We start from the raw sequence: 22,390 nt of genomic DNA on the forward strand, positions 1-22,390 counted from the left end.
AATGGGGAGGTGATCGAAATGGCACACCCGAACCACCGGGAAAAATTGGGCATCGCTAGAACTGGCGCGGGTTAGCGGGCGATTTGGGGGCGGCGGGCCGTGACGGAAGGTTTGGCACGGAATGGGCGGTCAGAGGGGCCAAAACGGCCGAATTGGGCATTTTCCGGGTCCGGGTGGGCCAAGGGTACTCCAAAGCGGTTAGGCGCCTCAGAGACCCGAATTTCCAGGGGTTCCGGGGACTTTGCCCCAGTTTTCGCGCCGCGCCACTCAGGTTTTAAAGGGTCGAGAAAGTTGGACGCTGGAACTCGGACGGTACAACGCCGTCCGACTTGGAAATTCTCCACGGAAATCAAAGACTTACGGATTTCCTCGCTCCTCCGAGGCTTACGTCCGACTTCTGGGCAAGTCGGACGTGCAAAACCTTTAAATCCGCCCATCTTTAAAACAGCGCCCCCTGGCGTCTATCCGAGGGCGCGGTCACGCCCTGGGCGGCCACGATGCGGACAATCTGGCCCTCCGTGAGGTGGTACTCAGCTGCCAGTTCGCGGGCGGTCTTATGGGTGGCATAGGCAGCACAGATGCGGGCGTTGCGGACGCTGATCAGTGCCCGCTCGGCCTTGGGGAGCTGGAAATGGGACTCGCGCCCGTAGACCTCGGCCAGCTTGCGCAGATTGGCCGTGCCGATCACCTTGGCGTAGGTATGCTCCTCCGTCACCCGATCAGGGGTGGGGATGTAGATGCGCAGCCCCCCAGAGTGGCGCACGAACGCCATGGTGGCCTCCAGGCCGATCAGGCGCACGAAGTCCTGCAGCAGCGGCGGCAGAAGTTCGAGGTCGATGGCTGCGGGGTGGGTCATGACAGGGAAGCGATACCGCTCTGCAGCCGGGCCAAGGCTGCGATGGCGGCTGGGTAGCAGCGGCTGGGGACCACGGTGCGCAGCTCGCGCATCGCATCGTGCGCTGCCAGCAGCAGGGCATCGCGCTCGCGGGTCACCTTATCGAGCGCAGCCTGGCGCAGCTCAGCCCGTTGCCGCCAGGCGCCGGTGGATGCCTGGGCGTCATGGAGCTGCACAAGCGGCACGCCGGCACCTGGCTGTACGGAGGCGCGGCGGATGCCTTCGCGCGTGTACATACGGGCCACGGTGGGCATGCTGGGCACAGGTGGGTCATTGAAGATAGCCACTGCTCACCTCGCTCGCAAAGGCGATGCATTGCGCAGTGCAATGGCCTCTATGGCGGGCCACTCCTCGGGCAGCACCAGGGGCTTGCCCACGCGGTGGCGGGAAACCATGCGGCGCAGCACCATCTCGGCGTCGGCCTGCTTGAAGCCGTTGCAGATTTGAAGGTAGAGGCGGGTTGCCTCTTCATCGTCCTGGCGGCTCACCGCAGCACCGAACAGAGCAACGCGCTCCTGCAGCTCGGCCAGGCTTGGCGAAAGGATCGATGGAGTGACGGTCCAGCCCTGCTCCTCATGGTACATGGCATCAAGCCGGCAAGTGGTGGTGAACATGGAGATTTCGGGCCGGGACGGGTGAGGAGTCTCGATGCGATAGGTGATCATTTCAGGCATCGCGCAGCACCTCTTGGTGTGGGGCTTGGCCGTGCCACTGCGCATCCGGCCCGAGCTTCTCGAAGCTGCCCGACCAGCCATGGATGGAGCCGCACGTGCAGACCGTTCGGCGGCTGTCCCAGTCGTGGAGTGCGTTGCGGTCGAGCGTGTAGCGCTTGCAGTAAGCGCACTGCGCGATGGCGCCTTCATCGTGGAACATAGTGGCGGGAACGCCGTTGAGGGGCTTGGCGGTGCATGGGCACGGCTGCACCTCGCCCGGGCAGGAGTGCACGTCGCCATTCATCGTGCACAGGCCGCTGTAGCAGTCGTCCACATGGCCGCGCACTTGGCCGCTGCCGTTGCACCGGCGGCAGTCGATGCGGCCTTTTGGCGCTGCGGCATCGCGTTCCAGGTGGGCAGGGTCGGGGTGACCACACGCGCATGTCAGCTTGCGCGCTGAGGATGGCCCCCACTCCTCGGGGTGGTGCTCGCATACTGGATTTGAAGTCGAGGCGGGCGTGTTGGCGGGCACGGATTGCATCTCGGCTTCCAGCTTTCTGGCGAGTGCCTCGAAATAGCGCACGCGAGCGACCCAACTGGGATAGCAGGCAGCGTGGCGCGGTGCAGTCGCATTAGTTGCGGCTTGATCGGCGACCTGCTTTCGAAGCCATGCGACGGCCGGTGGACCCCAAACGAAAAGCGAAGGGGTAGTAGTCGAGTCAGGCATTGCTCTTCTCCCTAATGGCGGCGGACTCGCTCACCAGCTCGTCATAGATGGACGGATGGCAGATCAGCGTGTGATCGCCTACTTTGAAAATGGCAGGCGTGTCCTGCCATGTGACCTTCACGCCCCAGTTGCGGCGGCGCTTGTGTATTGGGTGGCGGGTCAGCTCGACTCTCTTGGCGTGGGTGACCGCAAGAGCGCTGAGCTGGACCTGCATGCCCATGACAAAGGTCGGATCAGCCATGGGGAGCTTTCCTTGCGGCATGCGCGGCCTGTGCTGCCTTTTCCTTGGCGCGATCCAGCATCGCCTTGAGCGCCTCGATCACGGTGGAGGCGTGGGACACCGGGATGAATTTCAGAGCGTCGTATCGGGTGCCTGTGGTGCGGGCTACGAAGGCGAGCATTGCGGCCTCGCTGGGGTCGCGCAGGCCGCTGGTCTCGCCCAGCTTGCGCCAGAGCCAAGCGATCTTGGCGGCCTGGTCGAAGACCTTCGGCGTGGACGGTGCGGGCTTGAATCCGCAGCTCGCCATGTGGGCCAGCAGCTTGGCGCGTCCCGGTGCGTCGAGGTCGGCCGAGCTGCTCGCGCCGGTCACCTCGCGAAGGTGGTAGCGGTAGTCGTCATCGGACCAGCCCAGGGCCTTTTTGCCCTTGTGGATTTGGCCCAGGTCGAACTTGCGCGCGGCTGCGACCTTGGCGGGCGAAGTGTGCGCAGTGAAGGCGCGGCGGGTGGTGGTTGCCATGGCTTTTAAACGATGGATGTGAACAGGCCGCGCTGCGGGTCTGCATCGCGGTGCTTGAGGTGGCAGGCGGGGCACAGGTGGCGATTCGGGCCGACCTGGCGCGCGTGGGCCTCGCAGAGGGCTGCATCGCATGTTGGGCGGCCCTGGCCTGGGCCGTCGCACAGGTAGGAGCTGTAGCGCGCGCAGACCTGGTCCTTGCCATCGATCAGCACGCGGGCGGCGCAGGGCTTGGGCAGCTTGGTGCCCTTGACGTGTACGGCGCCCATGTCGGTGCGATAGAAAGGCATCAGCGCACCTCGGCCACGAAGGGAAGCGGCTTGGCCGCGACCACCTTGGAAAGGGAGTACTCCTCGCGGCGCAGGCCGAAGGGCCAGCGCATGCGCGCAATGGCCGCGTCGCGCAGCTTCACGCGCCGGGAGTACTCGTCTTCTGCGATGCCGTCTGCGAAGGCATCAGGCAGGCGCTCGATGCGCTCGCGGAGCTTGCGTGTGGCGGTGTTGATTTGCTCGACTGCACGGCCCGCTGCCGATTCGGAGCCGGCGACCAGCAACGGGACATCGCCACCTTCGTAGGAGTCGTTCTGCTCGTACACCAGCCACATGCGGGGCTTGCTCATGCGGACCTCCCCGTTGGGATGGTGCCGGCACCGCAGTGCCCGGGCGCGTTGATGCAGATGCGAAAGTCGATCACGCCCAGCATGCCGAGCAGCCAGAGCGTGAACAGGCCGGCACCAATGACTTGGAAGAAGCGCTTCATTTGAGCAGCCTCTGTTGCGTTGGGAGTGCCTTGCGTGTGGGGCGAGCGGGCGGCATCACCTCGCCGTGCGGCATGTGGACCTCGCTCGCACGAACGAGCGCGAGGCTTACCTGCAGCTCCTCTTCATCGACCACGTAGCCCTCGTAGTTGCGTTCCGCGCCACCGTGTCGTACGCGCACGGCGGTCTGGAGTGCCTTGATGACCTTCATGCCTTCATCGGCCGGGAGCATCACCATGACATGGCCTACGCTCACCACGGCCATCTGTTGGGCTTTGGCGGTGGCGCGGCTCATGTCGACACCTTGTCGGTTTCGTCTTCGACCAAGCCGTCAGAGACTTCCTTCGCCAGGTCGGCCAGGCGCACCAGTTCGTTGGCGCAGAACTGATCGAGTTCTTCCCACTGCTCGGCCATGTCCAGCAGTTGCACGCGCATGGTGCCCAGGCGGCGGCGATGGCGCGCTGCGAGTTGCTTCTTGGTCGGTGCGCTCATGTCAGCAGCTCCCGTGCCGGCACGCCGCCAACACCACGATGCAATTCGGCTCGCACTCCAGCATCCATGCCCGCAGCGAAGTGACCGAGGTCGGTCTTTCGCGCTTTCGAAGTGTCGCGCGGCTTTGCCGATGTCAGATCGGGGTGATTAACCTCCATGTAGCTCAAGAGCAGCGTCTGATTGCGAGCGGGCTGGGCGAATCGCTCGACCAGCTCTTGAGCCGCCATCACCCACCCTTTTGCGAAGGCATCGCCGCGCGCCGTCTTGGTGATCGCCTTGCAATTGCGAGGCTGTTTGGCGATGTGCGCCAGGCGAGCCTTGGCACATTGGCGCGCGAGCACCTCGTAGGCGTAGCCGGCCACCGTGGGTGATGCATCCAGGCCGACGAAAACGTAATGGCGCGTGCGAATGTAGTTGCCTGCGGCGTTGTATTGCCCTCGCAGGCTGGTGAACTGCTCACAGCCAAATGCATCGGCGATCATGTTGACCAGGCACAGTTCCCACACATTGGCAGCGGTGCTGCATGCCTTTACACGAACCTCGGTCACGTCAGAAAGGCTCACGTCCTGTTCGCGCAGTCCGAACTGCTCCATGAGCTTCTGAGCCTGGCGCACGGCGGTGGCGGCTTCATGCTCACTGGCGCTGCGCCCTAGTGCCAGGCACTTCTTGATCTTCTTCAGTGCCTCATCGCGGGTCATGACCTGACCTCCAATGCATCGCTGGTGCCGCACAACAGCACCAGGCGCTCCACGTCGAAGTGCGGGCCGAAGATGGCCGCGCCCTTGTACGTGAACTGTTCACGCGCCTCGTGTTCGATGCTGGTCAACACGCACTTAAAGGCGGTTTGGACCAGCTCGCTGGGCGTCATGTAGCGGGAGAGCAGCCACTTGCGGGTGGTCTGTGTGGTGGTACTGCCTTGCTCGCTGCGGGGCGCGTCAAAGACGGCCTGCAGGTATGCGCTGCGCGCGAAGTCGCCGACGATGCGGAAGGCATAGCCGGGGAACTGCACGCGACCGAGGATGTCCTGGGCGCGTTCGTTGGTCATCATGGCCGCCTCTCCTCGTTCTCCGCGTCGATGCGATTGACGAAAGCCACCGCCGCGCGCACCTGGGCCGGCGAGACCTTGCCAATCGACATGGCGGGCCGCTCATCGTGGGGCACGATGCTCACGTCATGGCACAGCACGCGCAGGTGCTGCAGTGCCTCTTCCAGGTCGGTCGGCTTGGGCGCGATCAGCCAGGTGTAGATACCCATGATCGACGTGACCAGGAAGCCGAGCTGCTGCAGCAGGAAGAACCAATGGTTGTTGCCCGCGCCGAACAGCACCCAGCCGACATTGCTCACCAGCCAGGCCACGAAGGCCCAGCCGGCATAGCGGGTCTTGGTGGCGAGCAGCAGCGCGCCCAGCAGGCCCATGGTGGCCGAGAACATCTCAATTTGCAGCATGGCGGCGTGCCTCCCATCCGGTTCGCTTGGTCCAGTGCATGAGCACTTCGCTGGGCACGCCGGCTTCGATGATGCGGAGCGAGGCCGTGCCCCCGGTGTGGCGCTGGGCCAGGGTGCTGGCGCTTTCGAGCACTTCATTGCTCGCGTGTTCGTCGGCCGCATCGAAGCTGATGACGTGCTTCCAGGCGCCTGCGGTGTTGATTTGCAGTTGGCAGGGCTTGCTGGTCTCGGTGGGCGTGGTGGTGGCGGGCATGCCGGTGGTCCTGTCTTTAAATGTTGGTGGGGCCGACCTGGGTGCGGGTGTCGGTGTGAGGGGTTGCGGGGGCGGTAGCCGGCTGGGCCTGCGGGGCGGTCTTGGGGGCCAGCCCTGCAGCCGCGACGGTGCGCCAGCAGGAATCACAGAAGATGAGACCTGCAGGCGCCTTGTTGTGGTGGCACGCGGCGCACGTGTGGACGGGGCGCGAGTCGATCATTTGGCAAGGTCTCCCCAGCTCTGTGATGGGCTCGACTCATCAGCGGCCAGTGCCCCGCACATCCAGTCGTGGGCGTTGATCGCACAGTCGAGTTCATGCTCGCTGTGCTCTTCAAGGTCGCACTCCTGGGTGTCGTCTTGGCCGAAGCGGCTGTACACGTCATCCATGGACATGCGCTCGGTGAGCACCGCGATCTGCGCGTCGATGGCGGCATGGTTGTCGTCGCCGAAGAACGAGCGCTCGCGCACGCGGGGCTTGATGGCGCGCAGCGCCGCGATTTCGGCGTCGATTTCCTGGGTGGTGCGCATGGTGCTCATAGCGCAGCGAGGTCCAGGCTGATGGCGACATAGGCGCCGGCTTCGTTGCGCTCGTAGAAGCGGATGTAGAGCTTGGAGCTGGCGACCGTGATGCTGTCGCTGATGGCATCCATGGCCCGGGACCAGGTCTCATCGTCAATCTTGAGGCGGCGCAGGCCCAACACGCGCTCGGTGTTGATCTTCCCGGCCTTGTCCACCTGAAATGCGTCGTTGATCAGCGCCTTGATGTTGGCGTTGCTGCCCCGGCTCCATGAGTGGATGCACTCGTCAATCAATGCCTTCGCAGCTTGCAGGCGTTCGTCGAACACCATGGTTTCCTGCATCTGGCGAACGATCCGGTACCGGCCATCGAAGCTGTGCAGCGTCACGTTGCCCTTCTTGCCGCCCGCCTTGGCGTCGTACTCGGCCAAGCTGCGGTCGATGAAGGCCTGCACCTGTTGCATGGCCGTGGCCTTGAACTGGGCCAGGGCCGCGTGCTGCGCCTTGGCGCTGTCGATCAACGACACCACGGTGTGGTGGCGGTCCTTGTCAATGTCCTTGATCTTCGACACCGGGATATAGGCGCCGTTGGCGTCTTCCCAGTAGCCCTTGGGGACGGTGGTCTCTGTGGTCATGGATGGTGGTCCTTTCGGGTGGTCAGTGGAGGTTGGAGGGGGCGATGGGGCGACCGTTGAGCGCGTCGTCCTGGGCGGCTTTCATCGCCCGGGCGGCGGCCCCCAGGGCGATACCTGCGGCAGGCACCACATCCAGCGCGCCAGCCTCTGCAGCGGTGTTGAGGTACGCCGTAAAAAGGGCGTTGAGCGCTTGTGAGGGGCTACTTGCCTCGCGCATCAACTCCTGTGCACGTTGGCTCAGTCGATTTGCCTCGTCGAGTTCCTCGGGCGTGGGTTCAGGCGCATGTCCCGAGCTGGATACAGCGGCGTCGCTGTGGGGCATAGTCGAAGCCCGGGACGCTTCGCATGCCTGCAATACGGCCGGGTGCCCTGCCATCGTTCGCGCCAAGCGCGGGATGTAGTGCAGCGTGCCAGCGCCGTGTGCAACGTTCATGCAGGCCGATGCGAGCGCATCCATTGCAACGGCTGCATATTCGGTGCGCGAGGTGACGACAAACAGCAGCTCGCGCGTGAGTGCCGTTGCCTCGGCGGTAAGGGCGGCGTTGTCGGGCATGGCTTTTGTCATCGTGCAGCCTCGCTGCGGAAGTCGCGGCGCTTGCCCATGTGCAGGCTGGGAATGCGCGCGTAGTCCATGGCGCCCGGGCGGGACACCGGGACTACAGGGATGTGCTTGCCCAAGGTGCGGTTGATACGGTCCGGCTTCGCAATGCGGTCCTGGTCGGCCTGGGCCTGGTGCGCGTCGGCGCTGGTGATGGGTGCCATGGTGGCGGGTGTCTCCGGGTTGAGGTTGATAACGGTGAGGCCTTCGAGCTGGTAGCCAGGCAGGGGCGTGCAGCGGCCGGTGAAGGCGTATTGGTAGGCGCTGCAGCGCGCTGCGCCCGACTTGACGCGCTCCAGGTGCCCGCTTTTGTGCAGGGCCATCAGGTGGGCCTGCATGTCGGCGATGTGGTACGTGGGGCGCCAGTGGTGGGTCAGCGCGGCATCGGTCCACCACTGGTAGGCGCGCTCGGCGAGGAACAGCCACAACACGCGCGCGTCTTGGGTGATGCCTTTAGCCATGGCGGCGAGCCTCCGCAACGCGGGCCAGGTTGGCCGAGCCGACGAACCATGCATAGTCGATGGCGGCGTACCTGATGGCTTCGCGGCGGGCAAGCTGGAAGCCGTTTTGCAGGCAGCGGGCGCGGCAGGTGATCCAGCGCAACGGGGGGCGGTGGTAAGCCTGCGAGGGCTGGGCCACCGGCAAGCGGGTGATCTTTCCAGCGAGGCTCACGACAGCGCCCTCCAATACTGCGCCGCATCATTGGTGGCGGCTGTCTTGGCAGCAGCCAGGTGATCCAGCTCGGCGCGCAGTTGGGCCATGTGCTCGCGGTGGAGCTGGCGCTCGCGGTCCATCATGGTGGAGACGCGGCGGATGCGCCGCGCCAGCCAGGCCTGGCGCATGGCATGGACCAGGCCGACCGGGCCGCCCTGGGTGATGGCTTTAAACAGTGTCACTGATGGTCTCCTTGGGCTCGCTGGCGGGTTGCTCGGGTTGCTGGACTGCGATGGGGATGACACGGGGCCGCGGCTTGGCCTCGCGCAGCACGGGCGGCGCGCTGGCCTCCCGGTGATGGCACCGGCGGCAGGCCTGCCAGTGCTGCATGGCACGTGGGCTGCCCGTAGGCGGTTCGCGGTGGGCGAAGCTCCGGCACTGCTCGGCGGTGATCGCCTGCGGCTCGCCCCCGGCCTCCTCGGTGAGGTGCGGGCACGTATACCGCCCAAAGGTGTGCAGCACCTTGTCGGCGATGCGCGCGGTGCTGGCCTTGCCTTTGCCGTACTCGCCGGACCCGTTGAGCACCTGGCTCAACATGGCGCCGCTGATGCCCAGTTGCTTGGCGACCTGGCTGCGCGGCACACCTTGCGTGCGGGACTGCAGCAGGGCGAACCATGGCTCTTGCATGTAGCTGCATTGCGTGGCTCCGCTCATTCGGTAACCACCTTGCGGCGGGCGTCGGCTGGCGGTGCGTATGCGGCGGGCGCAGCAGCGTGCGGGATGCGGCTAGGCTTGGTCTTGGGCGGGTGCATACCCGTGTCTTTGACCAGCACATAGGCCTTGAAGCCCCCCACCCTGCGCGCGCTGAGCTGCACCACATCCGGGGCCACCTTGGCCCAGGTGTTGAGGTAGCCCGCGATGGTGCTGCGGGTGCTCGCCATCACCTCATCGCTGCCTGCGTCCACCAGCGTGCTCGCCGCGTCGTCGCTGGTGAGCTTGCGGCGCATGCGCAGCAGGTTCCACAGGCGGGTGGACAGCGCGGCCGGGTCGGGCGGTGCCGCATCAGCGGTGCTCTGTGCTGCGGCCCTGCAGGTCGCCAAGCCGCGAGGCGTGAACCGGTAGCGCTTGATGCGCACCACCGTGCTGCGTGCGATGCTGGGCACGTGCTCGACCAGCTCGTGGCGCAGCAGGCGCTCCAAGGCCAGCCCGGCGTTGCCGGGATCCTTGGCAAAGTCTGGGGTCCAGCCGGCCAGGTCGGTCGCGGTGAACTCGCGGGTAGTGCTCTTGATGGTGGCACCCAGGGCTGTCAGTGCGGCCCCTACAAACCAGGGTTGCTTGCGCTGCATCATCGTGCCGCACCTTTGCGCTTCACCTCGCCCGTGAACTCGGTCACCAGGGCACGGCCCTTGATGTGCTCGGCCTCGACCTTCTTCCACCCGTTGGCCGCAGCCCACTGCTCGATGTTGGCGATGGCGCCCAGCACCAGGCGCATCTTGCCCTGGGCCTGCTGCAGGATGGTCTCGACCACGGCTGGGCTCATGGGCACATCGGACTTGGCCGCGACCGCCGCCTGCACGTCAGCCAGGCTCAAGGGCTCCAGCTCCACGATGCGGGCCACGCGGCTGGCGATGTGCTCATAGCGGGCGACCAGAGCCGGGAAGTTGGCCATACCCACCAGGAAGCACGTCACGCCCGTGAGGTCGGTGATGTCACGCACCGTCTCCAGCATGGGGGCGATGGCCTGGCCCCCGCGCGCCACGCGGCTGGTGGGGATCAGGAAGTCGGCCTCATCGATGATGAGGGGCGTCATCGACACGGCCAGGCGCCCGATGATGCGATCTTCGACGGCCGACTGCGAGCCATCGGGCGAGAGGCCCATGGTGGTGGCGATGTTGGACAGCATGGACTTCTTGGTCCAGGTTTCCCGGGCGCGGACGAAGATATAGCCGTTGTCCGTGGCCCACCGCTCGGTCAGCTCGCTCTTGCCGATGCCGAATGCTCCACGCACCAGCACGAGGCCTTGTTCACGGGCGCCGCGCTGGGCCACGATGGCCTCGGCTTCCCGCAGGCGTTTCAGGTTCTCGGTTTTCACAAAGCCCTTTTTCATTTACATTCCCCTTCGCTTGCTGGTATTCACAAAAATCACTTCAGGCAGCTCTGTGGCGGCGGCAACCGTCACAGGGCACTCTTAAAAGCACCGGGCTCCTCGCCCTTGGTGCCATCACTCCAGGCCATGCCCCGACCGGCGTAGTAGTCGGCCAGCCCCTCGTAGTCACTGCTCGCCACGTAGGTGGCAAGCCAGTCCTGGTCATCAGCGGTCCAGGTGTCGCGGTTGCGCATGAGCCATTCGTAGCGGTCTCCGCGCGTGTCAAAGAAAGGCCTGTCCGGTGCCGATTGCTCGGCCCCGCCCGTGGAGGGAAGGTGTGGGAGGGGAGGAGAGGAAAGCACCTCCACGAAGGGCAGCACCTCGGGGGCGGCTGCTCCTGACAGGAAAACGGTGTTGGTCCCATCGGCGTCGATGGGGGAGCCCAGCTCGCGCAGGGCGGTGTCGATCTGCTGCTGACGGCGTTTGATGGTGGCTGCGGTGCGCTTTTCGCGGGCCATCTGGATGACGGCCTTGGGCATGGCATCCACTCGGTTCGCCTGGTACTTGGCCTCGCACACATACTCACCATCGAGCGTGTAGATCAGCACGTAGGTGGGGTCATGGATGTCAAAGCGCACGCTCACCTCGCGGCCGTCGATATCGCGGCGCATCAGCTCGGGGGCCTGGTACTCCTGATTGCTCAGCACCACCTGGCCGCGCTTGGCGGTGCGGACCATCGCCGGCATGAACAAGTCGCGCGCCTCGCTCTTGCTGGGCATCACCTGCAGCGCTGGGTCGGCCATGTGCTCCCAGGCCTCGGCCGGGGTCATGTGCTTGCCATCCGCGCGCTTTGGCAGGCTGCGGTGGCGGTGCTGGGTGTTGTACTCCTCCACCATGCGCACCACCTCATCCAGGAATTGCCTCCAGGTGGGCGCCTTGGGGCTGAGTCGCACGACCTCGCCAGTCCCCTCGGCGCGGCGCACGGCGCGCTGCTCCTTTGCCAGCTCGGCCGCGACCTTGCGGAAGGTGCCGCCGTCGACATCCTTGCCCTGATAGGAGCCGAAGTTGCGGGCCGACTTGATGGCGTGGGTCGACCATGAGCGCTCGATCACGCCGCGCGCCTGGGGCTTGCCGGGGATGCCGGTGCGGTGGTCCACCCCCAGGCGGTTCATGATGCCGACCACGGGGCAATCCAGGGCCTTGCCGGTCTCGCCCGATCCGTTGTCGCTGTACACCACCGCAGGGATGCCGTGGGTAGAGATGGCGTGGCGCAGGGCATCGCCCACCGCCACCGTGGTCTCCGAAAGGCTCACAGACCACCCGACGATCTTGCGTGAGGCCCAGGACAGCACCACGGTCAGCTCGGGCGCGAAGGGCGCGCCGTGCTCGGGGTGGCGCACCTTGGCTTTGTAGGTGTGGCCGTCCACCACATAGACGTCGGTGGGGTCGAGGTGCTCAGAGGCACGCTTTTTAAACGGCAGGCGTTGGTCGCGCTCGCTGCCGGTGTGGCGGGCTTTGATCAGGCCCACACTGAACTCTGCGGACTGGCCCAGCTTGTCCAAGGCGCGGCGGGCACGGGCGTACAGCGCCTCCCAGGTGTCGTAGTCACGGCCCAGGTCTTTGGTGACCCGCTGGGCTGCATGGGTGAGCTTGCGAAAGCGCGCATCGGTGCTGTGGTACAGGCCGATGACACGAGCAACATCCTCATCGAGCGTGGTGACCGGGGCCACCTCGGCCACCACAGGTAGCAGGCCCCACCAGCCGCTGGCGCGGTGCGCGCCCATCCATCGCTCCAGGGTGCGGGCGCTGACCATGTCGCCACGGGCGCGCTGGTTTGCAGCGCGGGCCACGGTGACCAGGTTGCTGTCTGCATCGCTGATGGCGATCTGCCCGGCCAGGATGGCGCAGCTCTTTTTGGTGCCGTGCAATGGCACCAGTTCGTGCAGCATGTTGACCAGTTGCACGCGGGCGTCGGCCACTGCCTTGTCGGCCACGCTAGGGGGACGGCGCGAGGGCACCGGCACGAGCTGGTCGGGCAGCGGCTTTTCTGGCGGGGCGAAGGACCGCACGGGGGCGGGCTCGACCGTTACCAGGGCCAGGGCGCCGGCTTCGGCGATGGAGCGGGCGGTGATGGCAGCGCGCGTCTCGGCAGGCAGGGCCGAGCAGTCGTATTCCCAGCCACCGCCAACGCGTCCTGTGCGTGGCCGGGTCGGCACGTTCAGAGCCACCAGCTTGTCGCGAGTGCGTCGCTCTGATGCTGGCATGCCAGGCATGCCTGCCAGCTCTCGGGCGGTGAGCCAGGTCATGCGCGGGCCTCCACAAGCTTGATGCGACCGGTGCGCGTGACGGTGATCTTGGAGGTGCGCTTACGCGCGTTGGTGCGCGGCTTGGCGTAGCGCTGGGGCCAGATTTCCTCTGGCTTTTTGTCGAGCGCTGCCGCAACGATCTGCTCGGCTGCCCACCAATGAGTGGACAGCACACGCTGAAAGTGTGAGTAGCCGTGGCTTTTTGCCAACTGACGAAGGCTTACACCTTTTTTTTCGAGTGCAGCCTTTACATCGGCTGGATGCCAATCGGTGGGCTCCATACATTTTTGTGTGTCCATGAGCATGATTATGAACACAAAAAGCGATGACGCCAAGCGGTTACTTACTTTTTTTGTTTTCTTGACTCATGCGCAGGTGTATGCCAAGCCGATGAATGTGCACAGGAATGGTTGAACGCACAATTGCCTGCATGTTTTAATGTGTCGATGGACACACTAAAAAGTGACGGGGAACGCGCCGTCCAACTCTCCACCATGGAACACGCGCAATCCGAACTGAGGGATGAATACGCTGCCGCATTGGGCGAGCGCATCCGGCATTGCCGTGGGTCCATCAGCCGGGAGGAGTTCGCCAAGCGTCTCGATCTGCATGTGAACACCGTGGGCAAATTTGAGCGCGGCGTGACCATCCCCGATGCCCACACCATCATTCGCATGGCAGAGGTTGGGGGGTGCAAGGCTCAGTGGTTGCTTACTGGCGCGGAGCCATCGTCAGGCGTCAAGAAAAGCGTGCGTGCAGTAGAGACAGCCAACTATGTTTTCGTGCCGCACTTCGACGTACAAATGTCGGCAGGCAATGGCGTCTTCTCGGATGTCGAAACAGTGATCGCCATGCGCCCCTTTGACATCGCGTTTATCCGGCACGACCTGGGCATTGCGCACAATGACTTGGCTCTGGTCTCGGTGGTAGGGAACTCTATGGAGCCCGAGCTGCGCTCACGCGACACCACCCTGCTCGATCTCAAGGCAACCGATGTAGTGACCGAGGGTGTGCACGCTATCCGTTTAGACGATGCGCTGATGCTCAAGAAGGTACAACGCCTGCCTGGGCGGGTGCTGCGTGTGAGCAGCACCAACCAGGACTACGCACCGTTCGACATCGCGGGCGGCGATGATGAAGCGGACACTGAACGTGACTTCGCTGTGCTCGGGCGCGTGCGCTGGGGCGGCAAGACTTTCAACTAGGAGAAGCAAGATGGAGAGCGTTGTTCCGGCACCCACGCAGCACTCGGAGAAGCGAAGCGGGCTCGCCGTTGGATTGGGCATCGGCATGGCGGCTGTGCTTGTTGTAGGGGCGTCTTTTGCCTATGCGAAGTGGGACGAGTGGACGGTATGGCCCGAGCTTAAAAGACCTGTGCTTGCCACGCTCAAAGACCCCGACTCGGCGGTTTTCCGAAACCAGTATGTTGGGCGACGGGCGCTGTGTGGTGAGGTGAATGCCCGCAATGGCATGGGCGGTTATGTCGGCTACTCGCGCTTCGTCGCAGGTGGTGAGCGCTTTGCTCTCGAAGGCGCGAGCACACGTACCTGGTATGGCAAGAGCGAAGAAACGCAGCGGCTCACAGATGCGTTGAATAAAGAGGTGGCCTTGATGCGCTCACTCAACCGCAAGCCGACCGAAGACGAGATTCAAGGCTCGCTGTTTAAGGACTTATGGAGCGAACGTTGCGAGGGAATCAGTTGACCCAGCGCCGAGCGCCGTGATACCGTAGGCGCTCCCTCCCTTTAGGGCCAGCACATGCTGGCCTTATTTTTTTGGGCCTCGACCTACACAGTCGGGGCCATGACTCCCACACTCTATTTTGTGGCCGGCATGCTGTGCACGCTGGTCTGGGTTGCGACACTCGCGCTGTGCGAGGCGCGCTCCACGTTGCCCGCGCGCCGCCGCATGCTGGGGGGTGTCACCCCGCGCCAGGCCGTGGCTATGCTCTCGCTGTCTGCGGCCGGGCTGGTCGGCCTTGTGGTGCATGAGGGCTACACCGACAGGGCGGTGGTGCCGACCCAGGGGGACCGCCCCACCATCGGGTTTGGCAGCACGGTCCACGAGGACGGCACGCCCGTCAAAATGGGCGACACCACCACGCCGCAGCGGGCACTGCTCAAAGCCCAAGCCCACATCAGCAAGGATGAGGCCGCGTTTCGTGCGAGCTTGCCAGGCGTGGAGCTGCACCAGGGTGAGTATGACCTCTACCTTGACTGGATGTACCAGTTCGGCCAGGGCGCATGGCAGCGCTCGCCCATGCGGCGCGACCTGGTGGAGGGCAACCACCGACAGGCATGCGATGGGCTGCTGATCTATCGAAAGATGACCAGCGCGCGACAGGAAGGCCCGGGCTGGGTGGTGAGCCAGCGCGATGCCAAGGGCAACCCCACCCGTTGGGAGTTCGATTGCTCCACGCCGGGCAACCGCGTCTGTATGGGCGTGTGGACGCGTGCACAAAAGCGGCACCAGCGGTGCGTGGAGCTGGCGCAATGACCATGGCTCAGCACCTCTTGCGCGCTGTGGCGGGCTTCGTGGTTTCGGCCTTTATCGCGGCGGCGTTTGCTTTCGCGTGGGTCGTGGGCGAGGTGCACCGCTGATGGCCGCCCGCATCCTCGCCGCCCTGGTCCTGGTGCTCGCGCTGGTCGGTGCGGGCTACTGGTGGGGCCACACCGCCACCGACAACGCATGGGCCGCGCGCCAGGCCAAGGCCGACCAGGCCGCGCGCGCACAGCTCGACAGAGAGACCCAACGCGCCGACCAGGCCGCAGCCAATTACCTCACAGAGCACCTTGACCAGGAAGACCGCTATGTCGCCCTCAACACTCGCTATCAAGACCTTCTACGCCGCGCTCCTCTTGTTGTTTATCGCCCTGTGGCTGATGCAGCCAGCAGCGACCCAGCTGGGCCTGCGCAAGCGGTGCCGCCGTCACCAGGCAATGCGCCTATGGCTGCTGTCCCTGGCGTCCCTGTGCTCACTTTGGCTGCTGTCCGGGTGTGGAACGGTGCCCTCGCCGGGGCCGACCAGATCGCCGGTGCCTGCAGCCCTGCTGGTCCCTCCGGGCAAGCCGATGCTGCTTGCGCCGCGCCTTCCGGCCTCACCCTCGCCGATGCCTGGGCCAACCACGCCATCAACGCCCAAACCTGCGCGGCCGACCGCCTCCGGTACCAGCGCTTGATCGACTACCTCAACGAAACGAAGTGACACCGATGTCCTTGGAAAAAGACGAACTGATGATGCTGGGCAAGCTGGATGGAAAGCTTGACCTGATCTCCGGCCACCTTACGCAGCAGGACAAGCGCATTGACGCGCTCGACCTGCGCATGGAGGAGCGCATCGTAGCCCTGACCAAGCGCATGAATGAGCGTCATGACGCCATCGACGCACGGTTGCGAACGGTCGAGCAGCGGGCTGCTGTCGCCGGCGCCCTGGGTGGCTCTGCGGTGTCGATTGGCATCGCCCTGGCCATCGAGGGTGTCAAGCACTGGCTGAGCCGTGGAGGCCCGAGTCCGTAATGGCACACGCCCACGAAAAGCGCACCCAACTGCGGGGGCTGTATGTGTACCAGCGCCTTGCGATGGAGACCGCCTGCAAGAAGCTGGGCGTGCCGCGCAGCACTGCCAATCGGTGGAAGCAAGAGGCTTCGGACAAGGGCGATGACTGGGACACCGCACGCGCCGCCGTGGGCATGGGCGATGAAAACTTTTCGTCGCTCGCCAAGCGGCTGCTGGAAGACTACCTGGTGCAGCACCAGGCAACCATGACCATGCTGCGCGATGACAAAGTGATGAGCGCGCGCGAGAAGGCCGACACGCTGGCAAGCATGAGCGACGCCTTTGCCAAGACCATGAACAGCTTTAAAAGGCTGTCCCCCGAGATCAACGCACAGGCCATACAGATCGATGTGCTGCGGCGCTTGATCTCCTTTACCCAGGCGAAGTTTCCGAAGCACCTTGCGGCCATCGCAGAGCTACTGGAGCCGTTTGGCGAAGAGCTGGCGAAGGTGAAGTAGCGCCATGGCGAAGATCAGCAAGGAATTCCTAGCCAACCTGACCGAGTTGGCGGACGGCCTGCGCCGCCAGATCGACGCCAACATGGACGGGTGGGACGTGTCGCCCGACGCCATCGCGGAACGTCGCCGCAAGGTGTTCGACGCAGTGACAGGCTTCGAGTACTGGGACCGCAATTATTTCAGCCACTACGGTACGGCCGATCCCAGTGCGATGCACCAGTACCTGTACAAGCGCCTGCCCGAGATGGTCAGCGAGCCGAGCGGGCAGCGCGACGCACTGGCGGCACCACGCGGCGAGGCCAAGTCCACCAAGGTGAGCATGTCGTTCGTGCTCTGGTGCATCGTGACCGAGCGCAAGTGGTATCCCGTGATCATCATGGATGCCTTCGAACAGGCCGCCGAGATGTTGGAGGCGATCAAGGCCGAGCTGGAAGCCAACCCGCGCCTGCAGGGCGACTTCCCAGAGGCCTGCGGCCAGGGCAAGGTGTGGCGCGCGGGCGTGATCGTCACACGCAACGGTCGCAAGATCGAAGCGTTCGGGTCGGCCAAGAAAATCCGGGGCCGGCGTCACGGCGCCCACCGCCCCGACCTCGCGGTGATGGATGACATCGAGAACGACGAGAACGTCAACACGCCAACCCAGCGTGACAAGCTGCAGAAGTTCGTCACGGCCAGCGTCCTGAACCTGGGGCCGCCTGATGACTCCATGGACGCCATCTTGGTCGGCACGGTGCTGCACTACGACTCGGTGCTTGCGCGCTTCCTGCGCAACCCACTGTGGAACAAGAAGGTGTTCAAGGCCATCATCGAGTGGCCGCACAACATGGAGCTGTGGGAGCAGTTCGAGGGGCTACTGCTGGCCGGTGAGACGCCCAAGGAAGGCGAGGCAGCGGCGATGGCCCTGTACCGTGCCAACCAGGCCGAGATGGACAAGGGCGCGGTGGTGAGCTGGCCTGCGCTGCGCCCGCTGGTCAAACTGATGATCAAGCGCGCCCGCGAGGGGCACAGCGCATTCGACAGCGAGCAGCAGAACGACCCGGTCGCTGGCGACGATGCGCCCTTTGCGCACTCCATACGGTTCTGGGTGAACCGCCTGGCCGAGTGGATTTTCTACGGCGCGGCAGACCCCTCCATGGGCAAGCAAGGCAACAGCCGCGACCCGAGCGCGCTTGGCATCGGCGGCTACAACCGCGCGACCGGTGTGCTCGACGTGGTCGAGGCCAAGATCAAGAAGCGCACGCCGGATCGAATCATCAGCGACATCATCACGCTGCAGCAGGAGTACTGCTGCATCGTATGGGGCGTGGAGTCGGTGCAGTTTCAGGAGTTTTTGCGCACCGAGCTGGTCAAGCGCAGCGCTGCCTTGGGCGTGCCGGTACCGGCGCGCGGGCTGCTGCCCATCAGCGACAAGCTGCTGCGCATCGAGAGCCTGCAGCCGCACATGCACAACGGCCTGATCCGGCTGCACAGCAGCCAAACCACGCTGGTCGACCAGTTCAAGCACTTCCCCAAAGCAGACCACGATGACGGCCCCGACATGGTCGTGATGCTGTGGATGCTGGCTGTAACCGGGGGCATCGCTGCCGCTGCCCAGGGCGGCCAGGCCGAGGCCGCACCCAGCGCCATGGAGCGCTTTGGGCGCACGGCGCAGCGCATGTTTCGCGGGCCGCGCTGAGCGCCCTGCATCAATCACTGAGAGGCCACGATGACCGAAGACCAACAGACCCTGCTCCTGATCCGGGGCACCATCGCCGGAATGACCGAAGAGCAACAACGCCAAGTCGCCGAGCACGCGGCGGCGATACGCCTGATCGCCAACAGCAAGAACGACCTGGGCCTGATGGCTTTCGCGCTGGTGGGCGCCGAGCTGCAGATTGAGGAATGACCATGGGACTGTGGCGCAGCTTTAAAGACCTGATCGGCGTCGACCAGGCAGAGACCACCTCGGACCCAACGCCGGCACCAGCAGCCGCCCCGATGCGCGAGGCCGCTGGCTCCCAGGGCGCCGATGAACCGGGCTGGCGCAAGCTGACGGGTGATGGCCTGGCCTCGCTCAATGAGCGCGACTTGGCTCCTATGGCGCAGGACCGCATGCAAAAGCTTTCCGAACATCTGTGGCAGAGCAACCTGCTCGCCAACCGCCTGGTGGAGCTGCCCCTGGCCTATCTGCTGGCCGAGGGCGTGACGCTGCAGTGCAAGGATGAAGAGCATCAAAAGCTCCTCAATGCGTTTTGGTCGGACCCCATCAACAACTGGCCGCTCAAGCTCACGTCCCGCGTGCGGGCGCTGGGCCTGCTGGGCGAGCAGTGCTACATCGCCCGTGTGCGCGAAGATGGCTTTGTGCGCCTGGGCTACCTTGACCCGCGCCAGATTGCGACCGTGGTCAACGACCCCGAGAATCCAGAACAGCCCATTGGAGTGGTGACCAAGCGCGACAACCGGGGCAAGCAGCACAAGTACCGTGTGATCGTGCTTGGCGACGATGCCGATCTCTTCACGGAGAACACCGCCCGCATCCGTGCCGAGGAATTCACCGACGGGGAATGTCTGCTGTATCAGCTCAACAAGTTTCCCAACGGCAGCCGTGGGCGCAGTGACCTGCTGGGCCAGATGGACTGGCTGGATGCCTACGACGAGTTTCTCTTCAACGAGCTGGACCGCATTGGCTACCTGCGCTCGTTCGTTTGGGATGTGACCATGACCGGCGCAGATGGTCCGACGGTGGACAAGTACTCAAAGGACTTTAAACCGCCCAGCCCCAACAGCACCTTCGTGCACAACGACTCCATCAAGCTCGAAGCCAAGTCCGCGCCGCTGCAGGCGGCAGACACCAGCGAGAGCGCGCGGCTCCTGCGCAATCATGTGCTGGGGGGCAGTACCACGCCCGAGCACTGGTACGGCGGCGGCGGCGATGTGAACCGCGCAGCGGCCTCGGAAATGGGCGAGCCTACCTTCAAGGTTTACAGCATGCGCCAGGGCTTCCTCAAGCTGATGCTTGAGGAGATCGGGCGCTATGTGATCTGGCAGTCCTCGCAGGGCAAGACGCCGGATTGGTCCGACGAGCGCAACCAGGTCACCGCCGTCTTTCCCGAGCTGGTCAACCGCGACGTGACCAAGTTCGCGGCCGCCATGGGATCGGTGGTGACGGCCGTTATCCAGGCCATCGACGCCGGCCTGTTGACCGAGGAGACCTCCCTCAAGCTGATTGCCGACGTGGCCCAGCGCTTCGGCCAGGACTTCGACGCCAAGACCGAGCTGGCCGAGGCGCGCAGGGAACACGAGGCCCGCAAGGCCAAGCGGGCGCAGGAGGATGCCTTTACCCTGCCCGCCCATCTTCAAGGCGCCCTGCAGGGCGGCAAGGACGTGCCTGGCGCCCCTGCGCCAGGTCGGGCACCTGGCCCAGCACCAGCACCCGCCAAGGCCGACGCTGCGGCCGAAGGCGCGTGACACCCGAGCAAAAGCGCTTTGAGGCGGTGCTCACTGAGCGCCTGGCCGAGCGCGCCCGCACGCTGCTGGGTGCGCAACAAGGGGTGATGGAGCTGCTGCAGGCGGCCCAGGCCCAGATCATCGAGCAGCTCGCCGCGCAGCCGGCCGACTGGGCGCAGTGGCAGTTGACCAGGCTGCGCGACCAGATCAGCACAATCCTCACCGCGACGGGCCAACAAGCGGGCGCAACCATTGACCTGGCGCTGCGCAATGCCTGGCAGCAGGGCGAAGACATCGTTGACAAACCGCTGGCCGCTGCAGGCCAGGCAGTGGAGATGCGCCTGGCTGCGCTGGATATCCGGGTGCTGGCGGCCATGCGGACGTTTGGGCACGAGCGGCTCAACAACGTTGCGGCCGAGGCGGTGGGCAAGATCGGGCAGCAGCTCGGCTTGGTCACCATCGGCAGCGTGACGCCCTTCCAGGCGATCAAGGCAGTGCAGCAGCTCCTGGGCAATGAGACGCCCAGGCGGGCCACCACCATCGTGGTGACCGAGGTCAGCCGGGCCTTTGCGGTGGCGGCAGATGAGCGCCTGGTGCAGGCCGCGCCCCTGGTGCCCGGCCTGGGCAAGCAGTGGCGGCGCAGTGGCAAGATCCACAGCCGGTGGAGCCATGACCTCATGGACGGCCAGGTGGTGGACGCGGGCAAGCCATTCCGGGTGCCCAACCCCGGGGGCGGCATCGACCTGATGCAGTGCCCCCACGACCCCAAGGCGCCTGTGGAACAGGTGGTCAACTGCGGCTGCGTGTCGCTGCCCTGGCTCAAGAGCTGGCAGGTGGCCACCCCGGGGGCCAAGCCGTTTTCGGAGCTGGAGCTGCAGCTCGACCGCCGCAAGGCCCAGCTCGATCAGGACGCCAAACGGGCGGGTCGGCGGCGGGAGGGGCCGGCACTGGAGCCGGCTGCGCGCTAGAACGCTTTAAGTCCGGTCCAGGCCACTACCCCCGCAGGTTTTCCGGCGAGGGGGGCGGAAACCCCTTTAAACATGCTTTAAATTGGATTTTTCGGGTCGGGTGACATCCGCCGGATCGGAGTCGTGGGGCAAAGTCGCCTTGGCGGGCACTTTTGCCCGTGTTCGCGACGCCTGGCCGGAGGCGCTACAGAGGCATGTGACGGCTTCGTGACGCACCCCCTTTTTGCGGCGTGCGAGTGCTGCGCCAATTTTGCTTCCATTCGGTGGCGCAGATGTGTATATTCCATCCGTCGCACCCACTAAAGGTGCGGGGATTTGAACAGCAGGTTTTTCGCACCACCTGGTGCGTGGATTTAAACGGACACTGCCGTGCCCTCTGGGGCGCGTGGATTTGAACCACAAGCAAAAAGGCACCCCCGGGGTGCCTTTTTTGTTTCCGCTGCTCTCGGGGTCTACAGCGCTTTGCCACGCCGATGAGGGGCATGGGCCTTGCCGATGGGCTGCAGGCCTGCCTGCAGTGCCGCGCAGGCCAGAGCCACGAGCTGCGGCAGCTCGCCCACCAGGTAGCGCTTGTAAGTCGCCAGCGACACGCCCAGGGCGTCCGCCGCCCGCTGCTGCGTGTAACCCAACGCATCTTGCCAAGCCTGGAGTGATTGCGCGGGCATCATGCGGACTCTTCGGGCTTGGCGGGGGACGTCTCATCCTCGTAGGCAAGCAGTGCATCGAGCACGGCGGGCAGCGCGGCGAAGCGCCTGGTGCTGCCCGCGCGCAACCCGCTCAGAGCCGTGACAGTCCGATGCCCGTCGCCCGCGCGCATCGCGGTTTCCATGTTGGTGATGAGGCCGAGCTGCTCTGCCTGCCACTCGGCCGCCCAGGTCTGCACGGTTTGCCGCTTGGCCTGCAGCGTGGTGGCCCGGCGAAGTTGCTGGTTGATGGATCGCTGGGTCGTCATGCCGCTTGCTCGCTGTAGCGCTGCTTGGCCGCTGCCTCGATGGCCGCATAAGCCTGTTGAGGAGAGATGCCCTTGACGGCATTCCAGAGCCACTTCTCAACATCGACGCCTTCAGAGGTGACATTGCACTTGCCATTCCATTGGGCACTAGACTTCGTCCCGATGATGACGGGACCGACGGAGTCCATGAGGATGGCGTAGCCACGCGGATGGTCATCGCCCGCCTGCTCGATGATGTGCGGATTGCCTTGCTGATCGATTGCAACGTAGGTTCTCATG

At 64.9% G+C, this 22,390-nt stretch carries 39 protein-coding genes; 10 read left to right on the top strand and 29 right to left on the bottom strand.

Annotated features, from left to right (window positions below):
- Window positions 1–439: 439 nt before the first annotated feature.
- The 26 genes from AC07X5_RS30335 to AC07X5_RS30460 form a co-directional block, all read right to left on the bottom strand.
- Window positions 440–856, bottom strand: coding sequence for a Mor transcription activator family protein (locus AC07X5_RS30335; RefSeq protein WP_494773168.1), 417 nt, complete (start codon window positions 854–856; stop codon window positions 440–442).
- Window positions 853–1,149 carry a hypothetical protein gene (locus tag AC07X5_RS30340; RefSeq protein ID WP_494773169.1) on the bottom strand — a complete coding sequence of 99 codons (297 nt, stop codon included), beginning with the start codon at window positions 1,147–1,149 and terminating at the stop codon, window positions 853–855. Before AC07X5_RS30340 ends, AC07X5_RS30335 begins: the two co-directional genes overlap by 4 nt.
- A 36-nt stretch (window positions 1,150–1,185) precedes the next feature.
- Window positions 1,186–1,509 (bottom strand): hypothetical protein, encoded by a 324-nt coding sequence (locus AC07X5_RS30345; protein ID WP_494773170.1) that lies wholly within the window; start codon window positions 1,507–1,509, stop codon window positions 1,186–1,188.
- 52 nt (window positions 1,510–1,561) lie between these two features.
- Window positions 1,562–2,131, bottom strand: a complete 570-nt coding sequence (locus tag AC07X5_RS30350; protein ID WP_494773171.1) for a hypothetical protein — start codon at window positions 2,129–2,131, stop codon at window positions 1,562–1,564.
- A gap of 136 nt (window positions 2,132–2,267) precedes the next feature.
- Complete coding sequence (locus AC07X5_RS30355) at window positions 2,268–2,516, bottom strand: hypothetical protein (protein ID WP_494773172.1); 249 nt, start codon at window positions 2,514–2,516, stop codon at window positions 2,268–2,270.
- Window positions 2,509–3,012 (bottom strand): regulatory protein GemA, encoded by a 504-nt coding sequence (locus tag AC07X5_RS30360; RefSeq protein WP_494773173.1) that lies wholly within the window; start codon window positions 3,010–3,012, stop codon window positions 2,509–2,511. Before AC07X5_RS30360 ends, AC07X5_RS30355 begins: the two co-directional genes overlap by 8 nt.
- 5 nt (window positions 3,013–3,017) lie before the next feature.
- Window positions 3,018–3,278 (bottom strand): hypothetical protein, encoded by a 261-nt coding sequence (locus tag AC07X5_RS30365; protein WP_494773174.1) that lies wholly within the window; start codon window positions 3,276–3,278, stop codon window positions 3,018–3,020.
- A 20-nt stretch (window positions 3,279–3,298) separates the two neighbouring features.
- Window positions 3,299–3,628, bottom strand: coding sequence for a hypothetical protein (locus tag AC07X5_RS30370; RefSeq protein ID WP_494773175.1), 330 nt, complete (start codon window positions 3,626–3,628; stop codon window positions 3,299–3,301).
- Entirely contained in the window at window positions 3,625–3,768 is a 144-nt protein-coding gene (locus AC07X5_RS30375) for a hypothetical protein (protein ID WP_494773176.1), read from the bottom strand. Before AC07X5_RS30375 ends, AC07X5_RS30370 begins: the two co-directional genes overlap by 4 nt.
- Window positions 3,765–4,061 (bottom strand): hypothetical protein, encoded by a 297-nt coding sequence (locus AC07X5_RS30380; protein WP_494773177.1) that lies wholly within the window; start codon window positions 4,059–4,061, stop codon window positions 3,765–3,767. Before AC07X5_RS30380 ends, AC07X5_RS30375 begins: the two co-directional genes overlap by 4 nt.
- Window positions 4,058–4,258 carry a hypothetical protein gene (locus AC07X5_RS30385; RefSeq protein ID WP_494773178.1) on the bottom strand — a complete coding sequence of 67 codons (201 nt, stop codon included), beginning with the start codon at window positions 4,256–4,258 and terminating at the stop codon, window positions 4,058–4,060. Before AC07X5_RS30385 ends, AC07X5_RS30380 begins: the two co-directional genes overlap by 4 nt.
- A complete protein-coding gene (locus tag AC07X5_RS30390; RefSeq protein ID WP_494773179.1) occupies window positions 4,255–4,956 on the bottom strand; it encodes a DUF2786 domain-containing protein in 702 nt (233 codons plus the stop codon). Before AC07X5_RS30390 ends, AC07X5_RS30385 begins: the two co-directional genes overlap by 4 nt.
- Window positions 4,953–5,306 carry a hypothetical protein gene (locus AC07X5_RS30395; RefSeq protein ID WP_494773180.1) on the bottom strand — a complete coding sequence of 118 codons (354 nt, stop codon included), beginning with the start codon at window positions 5,304–5,306 and terminating at the stop codon, window positions 4,953–4,955. Before AC07X5_RS30395 ends, AC07X5_RS30390 begins: the two co-directional genes overlap by 4 nt.
- On the bottom strand, window positions 5,303–5,704 hold the full coding sequence (locus tag AC07X5_RS30400) for a hypothetical protein (protein ID WP_494773181.1): 402 nt from the start codon (window positions 5,702–5,704) through the stop codon (window positions 5,303–5,305). The genes AC07X5_RS30395 and AC07X5_RS30400 overlap by 4 nt, the downstream gene beginning before the upstream one ends.
- Window positions 5,691–5,957, bottom strand: a complete 267-nt coding sequence (locus AC07X5_RS30405; RefSeq protein WP_494773182.1) for a hypothetical protein — start codon at window positions 5,955–5,957, stop codon at window positions 5,691–5,693. Before AC07X5_RS30405 ends, AC07X5_RS30400 begins: the two co-directional genes overlap by 14 nt.
- Window positions 5,958–6,173: 216 nt before the next feature.
- Window positions 6,174–6,494 (bottom strand): hypothetical protein, encoded by a 321-nt coding sequence (locus tag AC07X5_RS30410; RefSeq protein ID WP_494773183.1) that lies wholly within the window; start codon window positions 6,492–6,494, stop codon window positions 6,174–6,176.
- A complete protein-coding gene (locus AC07X5_RS30415) occupies window positions 6,491–7,108 on the bottom strand; it encodes a DUF3164 family protein (protein ID WP_494773184.1) in 618 nt (205 codons plus the stop codon). The genes AC07X5_RS30410 and AC07X5_RS30415 overlap by 4 nt, the downstream gene beginning before the upstream one ends.
- Before the next feature lie 22 nt (window positions 7,109–7,130).
- The gene (locus AC07X5_RS30420; protein WP_494773185.1) at window positions 7,131–7,661 is read right to left on the bottom strand and encodes a hypothetical protein; all 531 of its coding nucleotides are present in this window, start codon (window positions 7,659–7,661) and stop codon (window positions 7,131–7,133) included.
- Window positions 7,662–7,669: 8 nt separating this feature from the next.
- On the bottom strand, window positions 7,670–8,167 hold the full coding sequence (locus tag AC07X5_RS30425) for a hypothetical protein (protein WP_494773186.1): 498 nt from the start codon (window positions 8,165–8,167) through the stop codon (window positions 7,670–7,672).
- Complete coding sequence (locus AC07X5_RS30430; RefSeq protein ID WP_494773187.1) at window positions 8,160–8,378, bottom strand: hypothetical protein; 219 nt, start codon at window positions 8,376–8,378, stop codon at window positions 8,160–8,162. The genes AC07X5_RS30425 and AC07X5_RS30430 overlap by 8 nt, the downstream gene beginning before the upstream one ends.
- On the bottom strand, window positions 8,375–8,602 hold the full coding sequence (locus AC07X5_RS30435) for a hypothetical protein (protein ID WP_494773188.1): 228 nt from the start codon (window positions 8,600–8,602) through the stop codon (window positions 8,375–8,377). The genes AC07X5_RS30430 and AC07X5_RS30435 overlap by 4 nt, the downstream gene beginning before the upstream one ends.
- Window positions 8,589–9,074 carry a hypothetical protein gene (locus AC07X5_RS30440; protein ID WP_494773189.1) on the bottom strand — a complete coding sequence of 162 codons (486 nt, stop codon included), beginning with the start codon at window positions 9,072–9,074 and terminating at the stop codon, window positions 8,589–8,591. Before AC07X5_RS30440 ends, AC07X5_RS30435 begins: the two co-directional genes overlap by 14 nt.
- Window positions 9,071–9,706, bottom strand: coding sequence for a hypothetical protein (locus AC07X5_RS30445; protein ID WP_494773190.1), 636 nt, complete (start codon window positions 9,704–9,706; stop codon window positions 9,071–9,073). Before AC07X5_RS30445 ends, AC07X5_RS30440 begins: the two co-directional genes overlap by 4 nt.
- Complete coding sequence (locus tag AC07X5_RS30450; protein ID WP_494773191.1) at window positions 9,706–10,467, bottom strand: AAA family ATPase; 762 nt, start codon at window positions 10,465–10,467, stop codon at window positions 9,706–9,708. The genes AC07X5_RS30445 and AC07X5_RS30450 overlap by 1 nt, the downstream gene beginning before the upstream one ends.
- Window positions 10,468–10,535: 68 nt before the next feature.
- Entirely contained in the window at window positions 10,536–12,752 is a 2,217-nt protein-coding gene (locus AC07X5_RS30455) for a transposase (RefSeq protein ID WP_494773192.1), read from the bottom strand.
- Window positions 12,749–13,033 (bottom strand): helix-turn-helix domain-containing protein, encoded by a 285-nt coding sequence (locus AC07X5_RS30460; RefSeq protein WP_494773193.1) that lies wholly within the window; start codon window positions 13,031–13,033, stop codon window positions 12,749–12,751. The genes AC07X5_RS30455 and AC07X5_RS30460 overlap by 4 nt, the downstream gene beginning before the upstream one ends.
- 213 nt (window positions 13,034–13,246) lie before the next feature.
- On the opposite strand from AC07X5_RS30460, the gene AC07X5_RS30465 reads away from it, so the two are divergent.
- The 10 genes from AC07X5_RS30465 (at window position 13,247) to AC07X5_RS30510 (ending at window position 21,159) form a co-directional block, all read left to right on the top strand.
- Window positions 13,247–13,957, top strand: coding sequence for an XRE family transcriptional regulator (locus AC07X5_RS30465; protein WP_494773194.1), 711 nt, complete (start codon window positions 13,247–13,249; stop codon window positions 13,955–13,957).
- Between the two features lie 10 nt (window positions 13,958–13,967).
- Complete coding sequence (locus AC07X5_RS30470; protein ID WP_494773195.1) at window positions 13,968–14,456, top strand: hypothetical protein; 489 nt, start codon at window positions 13,968–13,970, stop codon at window positions 14,454–14,456.
- Between the two features lie 99 nt (window positions 14,457–14,555).
- Entirely contained in the window at window positions 14,556–15,248 is a 693-nt protein-coding gene (locus AC07X5_RS30475) for a glycoside hydrolase family protein (protein WP_494773196.1), read from the top strand.
- 103 nt (window positions 15,249–15,351) lie between these two features.
- The gene (locus tag AC07X5_RS30480; RefSeq protein ID WP_494773197.1) at window positions 15,352–15,957 is read left to right on the top strand and encodes a hypothetical protein; all 606 of its coding nucleotides are present in this window, start codon (window positions 15,352–15,354) and stop codon (window positions 15,955–15,957) included.
- A gap of 5 nt (window positions 15,958–15,962) precedes the next feature.
- Window positions 15,963–16,268 (top strand): hypothetical protein, encoded by a 306-nt coding sequence (locus tag AC07X5_RS30485; RefSeq protein WP_494773198.1) that lies wholly within the window; start codon window positions 15,963–15,965, stop codon window positions 16,266–16,268.
- Window positions 16,268–16,765 carry a DUF1804 family protein gene (locus AC07X5_RS30490; RefSeq protein ID WP_494773199.1) on the top strand — a complete coding sequence of 166 codons (498 nt, stop codon included), beginning with the start codon at window positions 16,268–16,270 and terminating at the stop codon, window positions 16,763–16,765. Before AC07X5_RS30485 ends, AC07X5_RS30490 begins: the two co-directional genes overlap by 1 nt.
- Window positions 16,766–16,769: 4 nt before the next feature.
- The gene (gene terL / locus AC07X5_RS30495) at window positions 16,770–18,440 is read left to right on the top strand and encodes a phage terminase large subunit (RefSeq protein WP_494773200.1); all 1,671 of its coding nucleotides are present in this window, start codon (window positions 16,770–16,772) and stop codon (window positions 18,438–18,440) included.
- Between the two features lie 30 nt (window positions 18,441–18,470).
- Window positions 18,471–18,650 carry a hypothetical protein gene (locus AC07X5_RS30500; RefSeq protein WP_494773201.1) on the top strand — a complete coding sequence of 60 codons (180 nt, stop codon included), beginning with the start codon at window positions 18,471–18,473 and terminating at the stop codon, window positions 18,648–18,650.
- Window positions 18,651–18,652: 2 nt separating this feature from the next.
- Entirely contained in the window at window positions 18,653–20,212 is a 1,560-nt protein-coding gene (locus tag AC07X5_RS30505) for a hypothetical protein (RefSeq protein ID WP_494773202.1), read from the top strand.
- Window positions 20,209–21,159 carry a putative phage head morphogenesis protein gene (locus AC07X5_RS30510; RefSeq protein WP_494773203.1) on the top strand — a complete coding sequence of 317 codons (951 nt, stop codon included), beginning with the start codon at window positions 20,209–20,211 and terminating at the stop codon, window positions 21,157–21,159. The genes AC07X5_RS30505 and AC07X5_RS30510 overlap by 4 nt, the downstream gene beginning before the upstream one ends.
- A 452-nt stretch (window positions 21,160–21,611) precedes the next feature.
- Here AC07X5_RS30510 and AC07X5_RS30515 read toward each other — a convergent pair whose 3' ends face one another.
- The 3 genes from AC07X5_RS30515 to AC07X5_RS30525 are packed head-to-tail and all read right to left on the bottom strand — an operon-like array spanning window position 21,612 to window position 22,389.
- Window positions 21,612–21,827, bottom strand: coding sequence for a helix-turn-helix domain-containing protein (locus AC07X5_RS30515; RefSeq protein WP_494773204.1), 216 nt, complete (start codon window positions 21,825–21,827; stop codon window positions 21,612–21,614).
- Window positions 21,824–22,111 carry a hypothetical protein gene (locus AC07X5_RS30520; RefSeq protein ID WP_494773205.1) on the bottom strand — a complete coding sequence of 96 codons (288 nt, stop codon included), beginning with the start codon at window positions 22,109–22,111 and terminating at the stop codon, window positions 21,824–21,826. Before AC07X5_RS30520 ends, AC07X5_RS30515 begins: the two co-directional genes overlap by 4 nt.
- Window positions 22,108–22,389, bottom strand: a complete 282-nt coding sequence (locus tag AC07X5_RS30525; RefSeq protein ID WP_494773206.1) for a hypothetical protein — start codon at window positions 22,387–22,389, stop codon at window positions 22,108–22,110. The genes AC07X5_RS30520 and AC07X5_RS30525 overlap by 4 nt, the downstream gene beginning before the upstream one ends.
- Between the last annotated feature and the right edge of the window lies 1 nt (window position 22,390).

The organism is Acidovorax sp. GW458-11-26-14-TSB4 (assembly GCF_059423865.1).

Coding starts and splice junctions, on each gene's coding strand:
- AC07X5_RS30335 (WP_494773168.1), bottom strand. CDS start 856: ATGACCCACCCCGCAGCCATCGACCTCGAACTTCTGCCGCCGCTGCTG.
- AC07X5_RS30340 (WP_494773169.1), bottom strand. CDS start 1,149: ATGCCCACCGTGGCCCGTATGTACACGCGCGAAGGCATCCGCCGCGCC.
- AC07X5_RS30345 (WP_494773170.1), bottom strand. CDS start 1,509: ATGTTCACCACCACTTGCCGGCTTGATGCCATGTACCATGAGGAGCAG.
- AC07X5_RS30355 (WP_494773172.1), bottom strand. CDS start 2,516: ATGGCTGATCCGACCTTTGTCATGGGCATGCAGGTCCAGCTCAGCGCT.
- AC07X5_RS30360 (WP_494773173.1), bottom strand. CDS start 3,012: ATGGCAACCACCACCCGCCGCGCCTTCACTGCGCACACTTCGCCCGCC.
- AC07X5_RS30365 (WP_494773174.1), bottom strand. CDS start 3,278: ATGGGCGCCGTACACGTCAAGGGCACCAAGCTGCCCAAGCCCTGCGCC.
- AC07X5_RS30370 (WP_494773175.1), bottom strand. CDS start 3,628: ATGAGCAAGCCCCGCATGTGGCTGGTGTACGAGCAGAACGACTCCTAC.
- AC07X5_RS30375 (WP_494773176.1), bottom strand. CDS start 3,768: ATGAAGCGCTTCTTCCAAGTCATTGGTGCCGGCCTGTTCACGCTCTGG.
- AC07X5_RS30380 (WP_494773177.1), bottom strand. CDS start 4,061: ATGAGCCGCGCCACCGCCAAAGCCCAACAGATGGCCGTGGTGAGCGTA.
- AC07X5_RS30385 (WP_494773178.1), bottom strand. CDS start 4,258: ATGAGCGCACCGACCAAGAAGCAACTCGCAGCGCGCCATCGCCGCCGC.
- AC07X5_RS30390 (WP_494773179.1), bottom strand. CDS start 4,956: ATGACCCGCGATGAGGCACTGAAGAAGATCAAGAAGTGCCTGGCACTA.
- AC07X5_RS30395 (WP_494773180.1), bottom strand. CDS start 5,306: ATGATGACCAACGAACGCGCCCAGGACATCCTCGGTCGCGTGCAGTTC.
- AC07X5_RS30400 (WP_494773181.1), bottom strand. CDS start 5,704: ATGCTGCAAATTGAGATGTTCTCGGCCACCATGGGCCTGCTGGGCGCG.
- AC07X5_RS30405 (WP_494773182.1), bottom strand. CDS start 5,957: ATGCCCGCCACCACCACGCCCACCGAGACCAGCAAGCCCTGCCAACTG.
- AC07X5_RS30410 (WP_494773183.1), bottom strand. CDS start 6,494: ATGAGCACCATGCGCACCACCCAGGAAATCGACGCCGAAATCGCGGCG.
- AC07X5_RS30415 (WP_494773184.1), bottom strand. CDS start 7,108: ATGACCACAGAGACCACCGTCCCCAAGGGCTACTGGGAAGACGCCAAC.
- AC07X5_RS30420 (WP_494773185.1), bottom strand. CDS start 7,661: ATGCCCGACAACGCCGCCCTTACCGCCGAGGCAACGGCACTCACGCGC.
- AC07X5_RS30425 (WP_494773186.1), bottom strand. CDS start 8,167: ATGGCTAAAGGCATCACCCAAGACGCGCGCGTGTTGTGGCTGTTCCTC.
- AC07X5_RS30440 (WP_494773189.1), bottom strand. CDS start 9,074: ATGAGCGGAGCCACGCAATGCAGCTACATGCAAGAGCCATGGTTCGCC.
- AC07X5_RS30445 (WP_494773190.1), bottom strand. CDS start 9,706: ATGCAGCGCAAGCAACCCTGGTTTGTAGGGGCCGCACTGACAGCCCTG.
- AC07X5_RS30450 (WP_494773191.1), bottom strand. CDS start 10,467: ATGAAAAAGGGCTTTGTGAAAACCGAGAACCTGAAACGCCTGCGGGAA.
- AC07X5_RS30455 (WP_494773192.1), bottom strand. CDS start 12,752: ATGACCTGGCTCACCGCCCGAGAGCTGGCAGGCATGCCTGGCATGCCA.
- AC07X5_RS30460 (WP_494773193.1), bottom strand. CDS start 13,033: ATGGAGCCCACCGATTGGCATCCAGCCGATGTAAAGGCTGCACTCGAA.
- AC07X5_RS30465 (WP_494773194.1), top strand. CDS start 13,247: ATGGAACACGCGCAATCCGAACTGAGGGATGAATACGCTGCCGCATTG.
- AC07X5_RS30470 (WP_494773195.1), top strand. CDS start 13,968: ATGGAGAGCGTTGTTCCGGCACCCACGCAGCACTCGGAGAAGCGAAGC.
- AC07X5_RS30475 (WP_494773196.1), top strand. CDS start 14,556: ATGACTCCCACACTCTATTTTGTGGCCGGCATGCTGTGCACGCTGGTC.
- AC07X5_RS30480 (WP_494773197.1), top strand. CDS start 15,352: ATGGCCGCCCGCATCCTCGCCGCCCTGGTCCTGGTGCTCGCGCTGGTC.
- AC07X5_RS30485 (WP_494773198.1), top strand. CDS start 15,963: ATGTCCTTGGAAAAAGACGAACTGATGATGCTGGGCAAGCTGGATGGA.
- AC07X5_RS30490 (WP_494773199.1), top strand. CDS start 16,268: ATGGCACACGCCCACGAAAAGCGCACCCAACTGCGGGGGCTGTATGTG.
- terL (WP_494773200.1), top strand. CDS start 16,770: ATGGCGAAGATCAGCAAGGAATTCCTAGCCAACCTGACCGAGTTGGCG.
- AC07X5_RS30500 (WP_494773201.1), top strand. CDS start 18,471: ATGACCGAAGACCAACAGACCCTGCTCCTGATCCGGGGCACCATCGCC.
- AC07X5_RS30505 (WP_494773202.1), top strand. CDS start 18,653: ATGGGACTGTGGCGCAGCTTTAAAGACCTGATCGGCGTCGACCAGGCA.
- AC07X5_RS30515 (WP_494773204.1), bottom strand. CDS start 21,827: ATGATGCCCGCGCAATCACTCCAGGCTTGGCAAGATGCGTTGGGTTAC.
- AC07X5_RS30520 (WP_494773205.1), bottom strand. CDS start 22,111: ATGACGACCCAGCGATCCATCAACCAGCAACTTCGCCGGGCCACCACG.
- AC07X5_RS30525 (WP_494773206.1), bottom strand. CDS start 22,389: ATGAGAACCTACGTTGCAATCGATCAGCAAGGCAATCCGCACATCATC.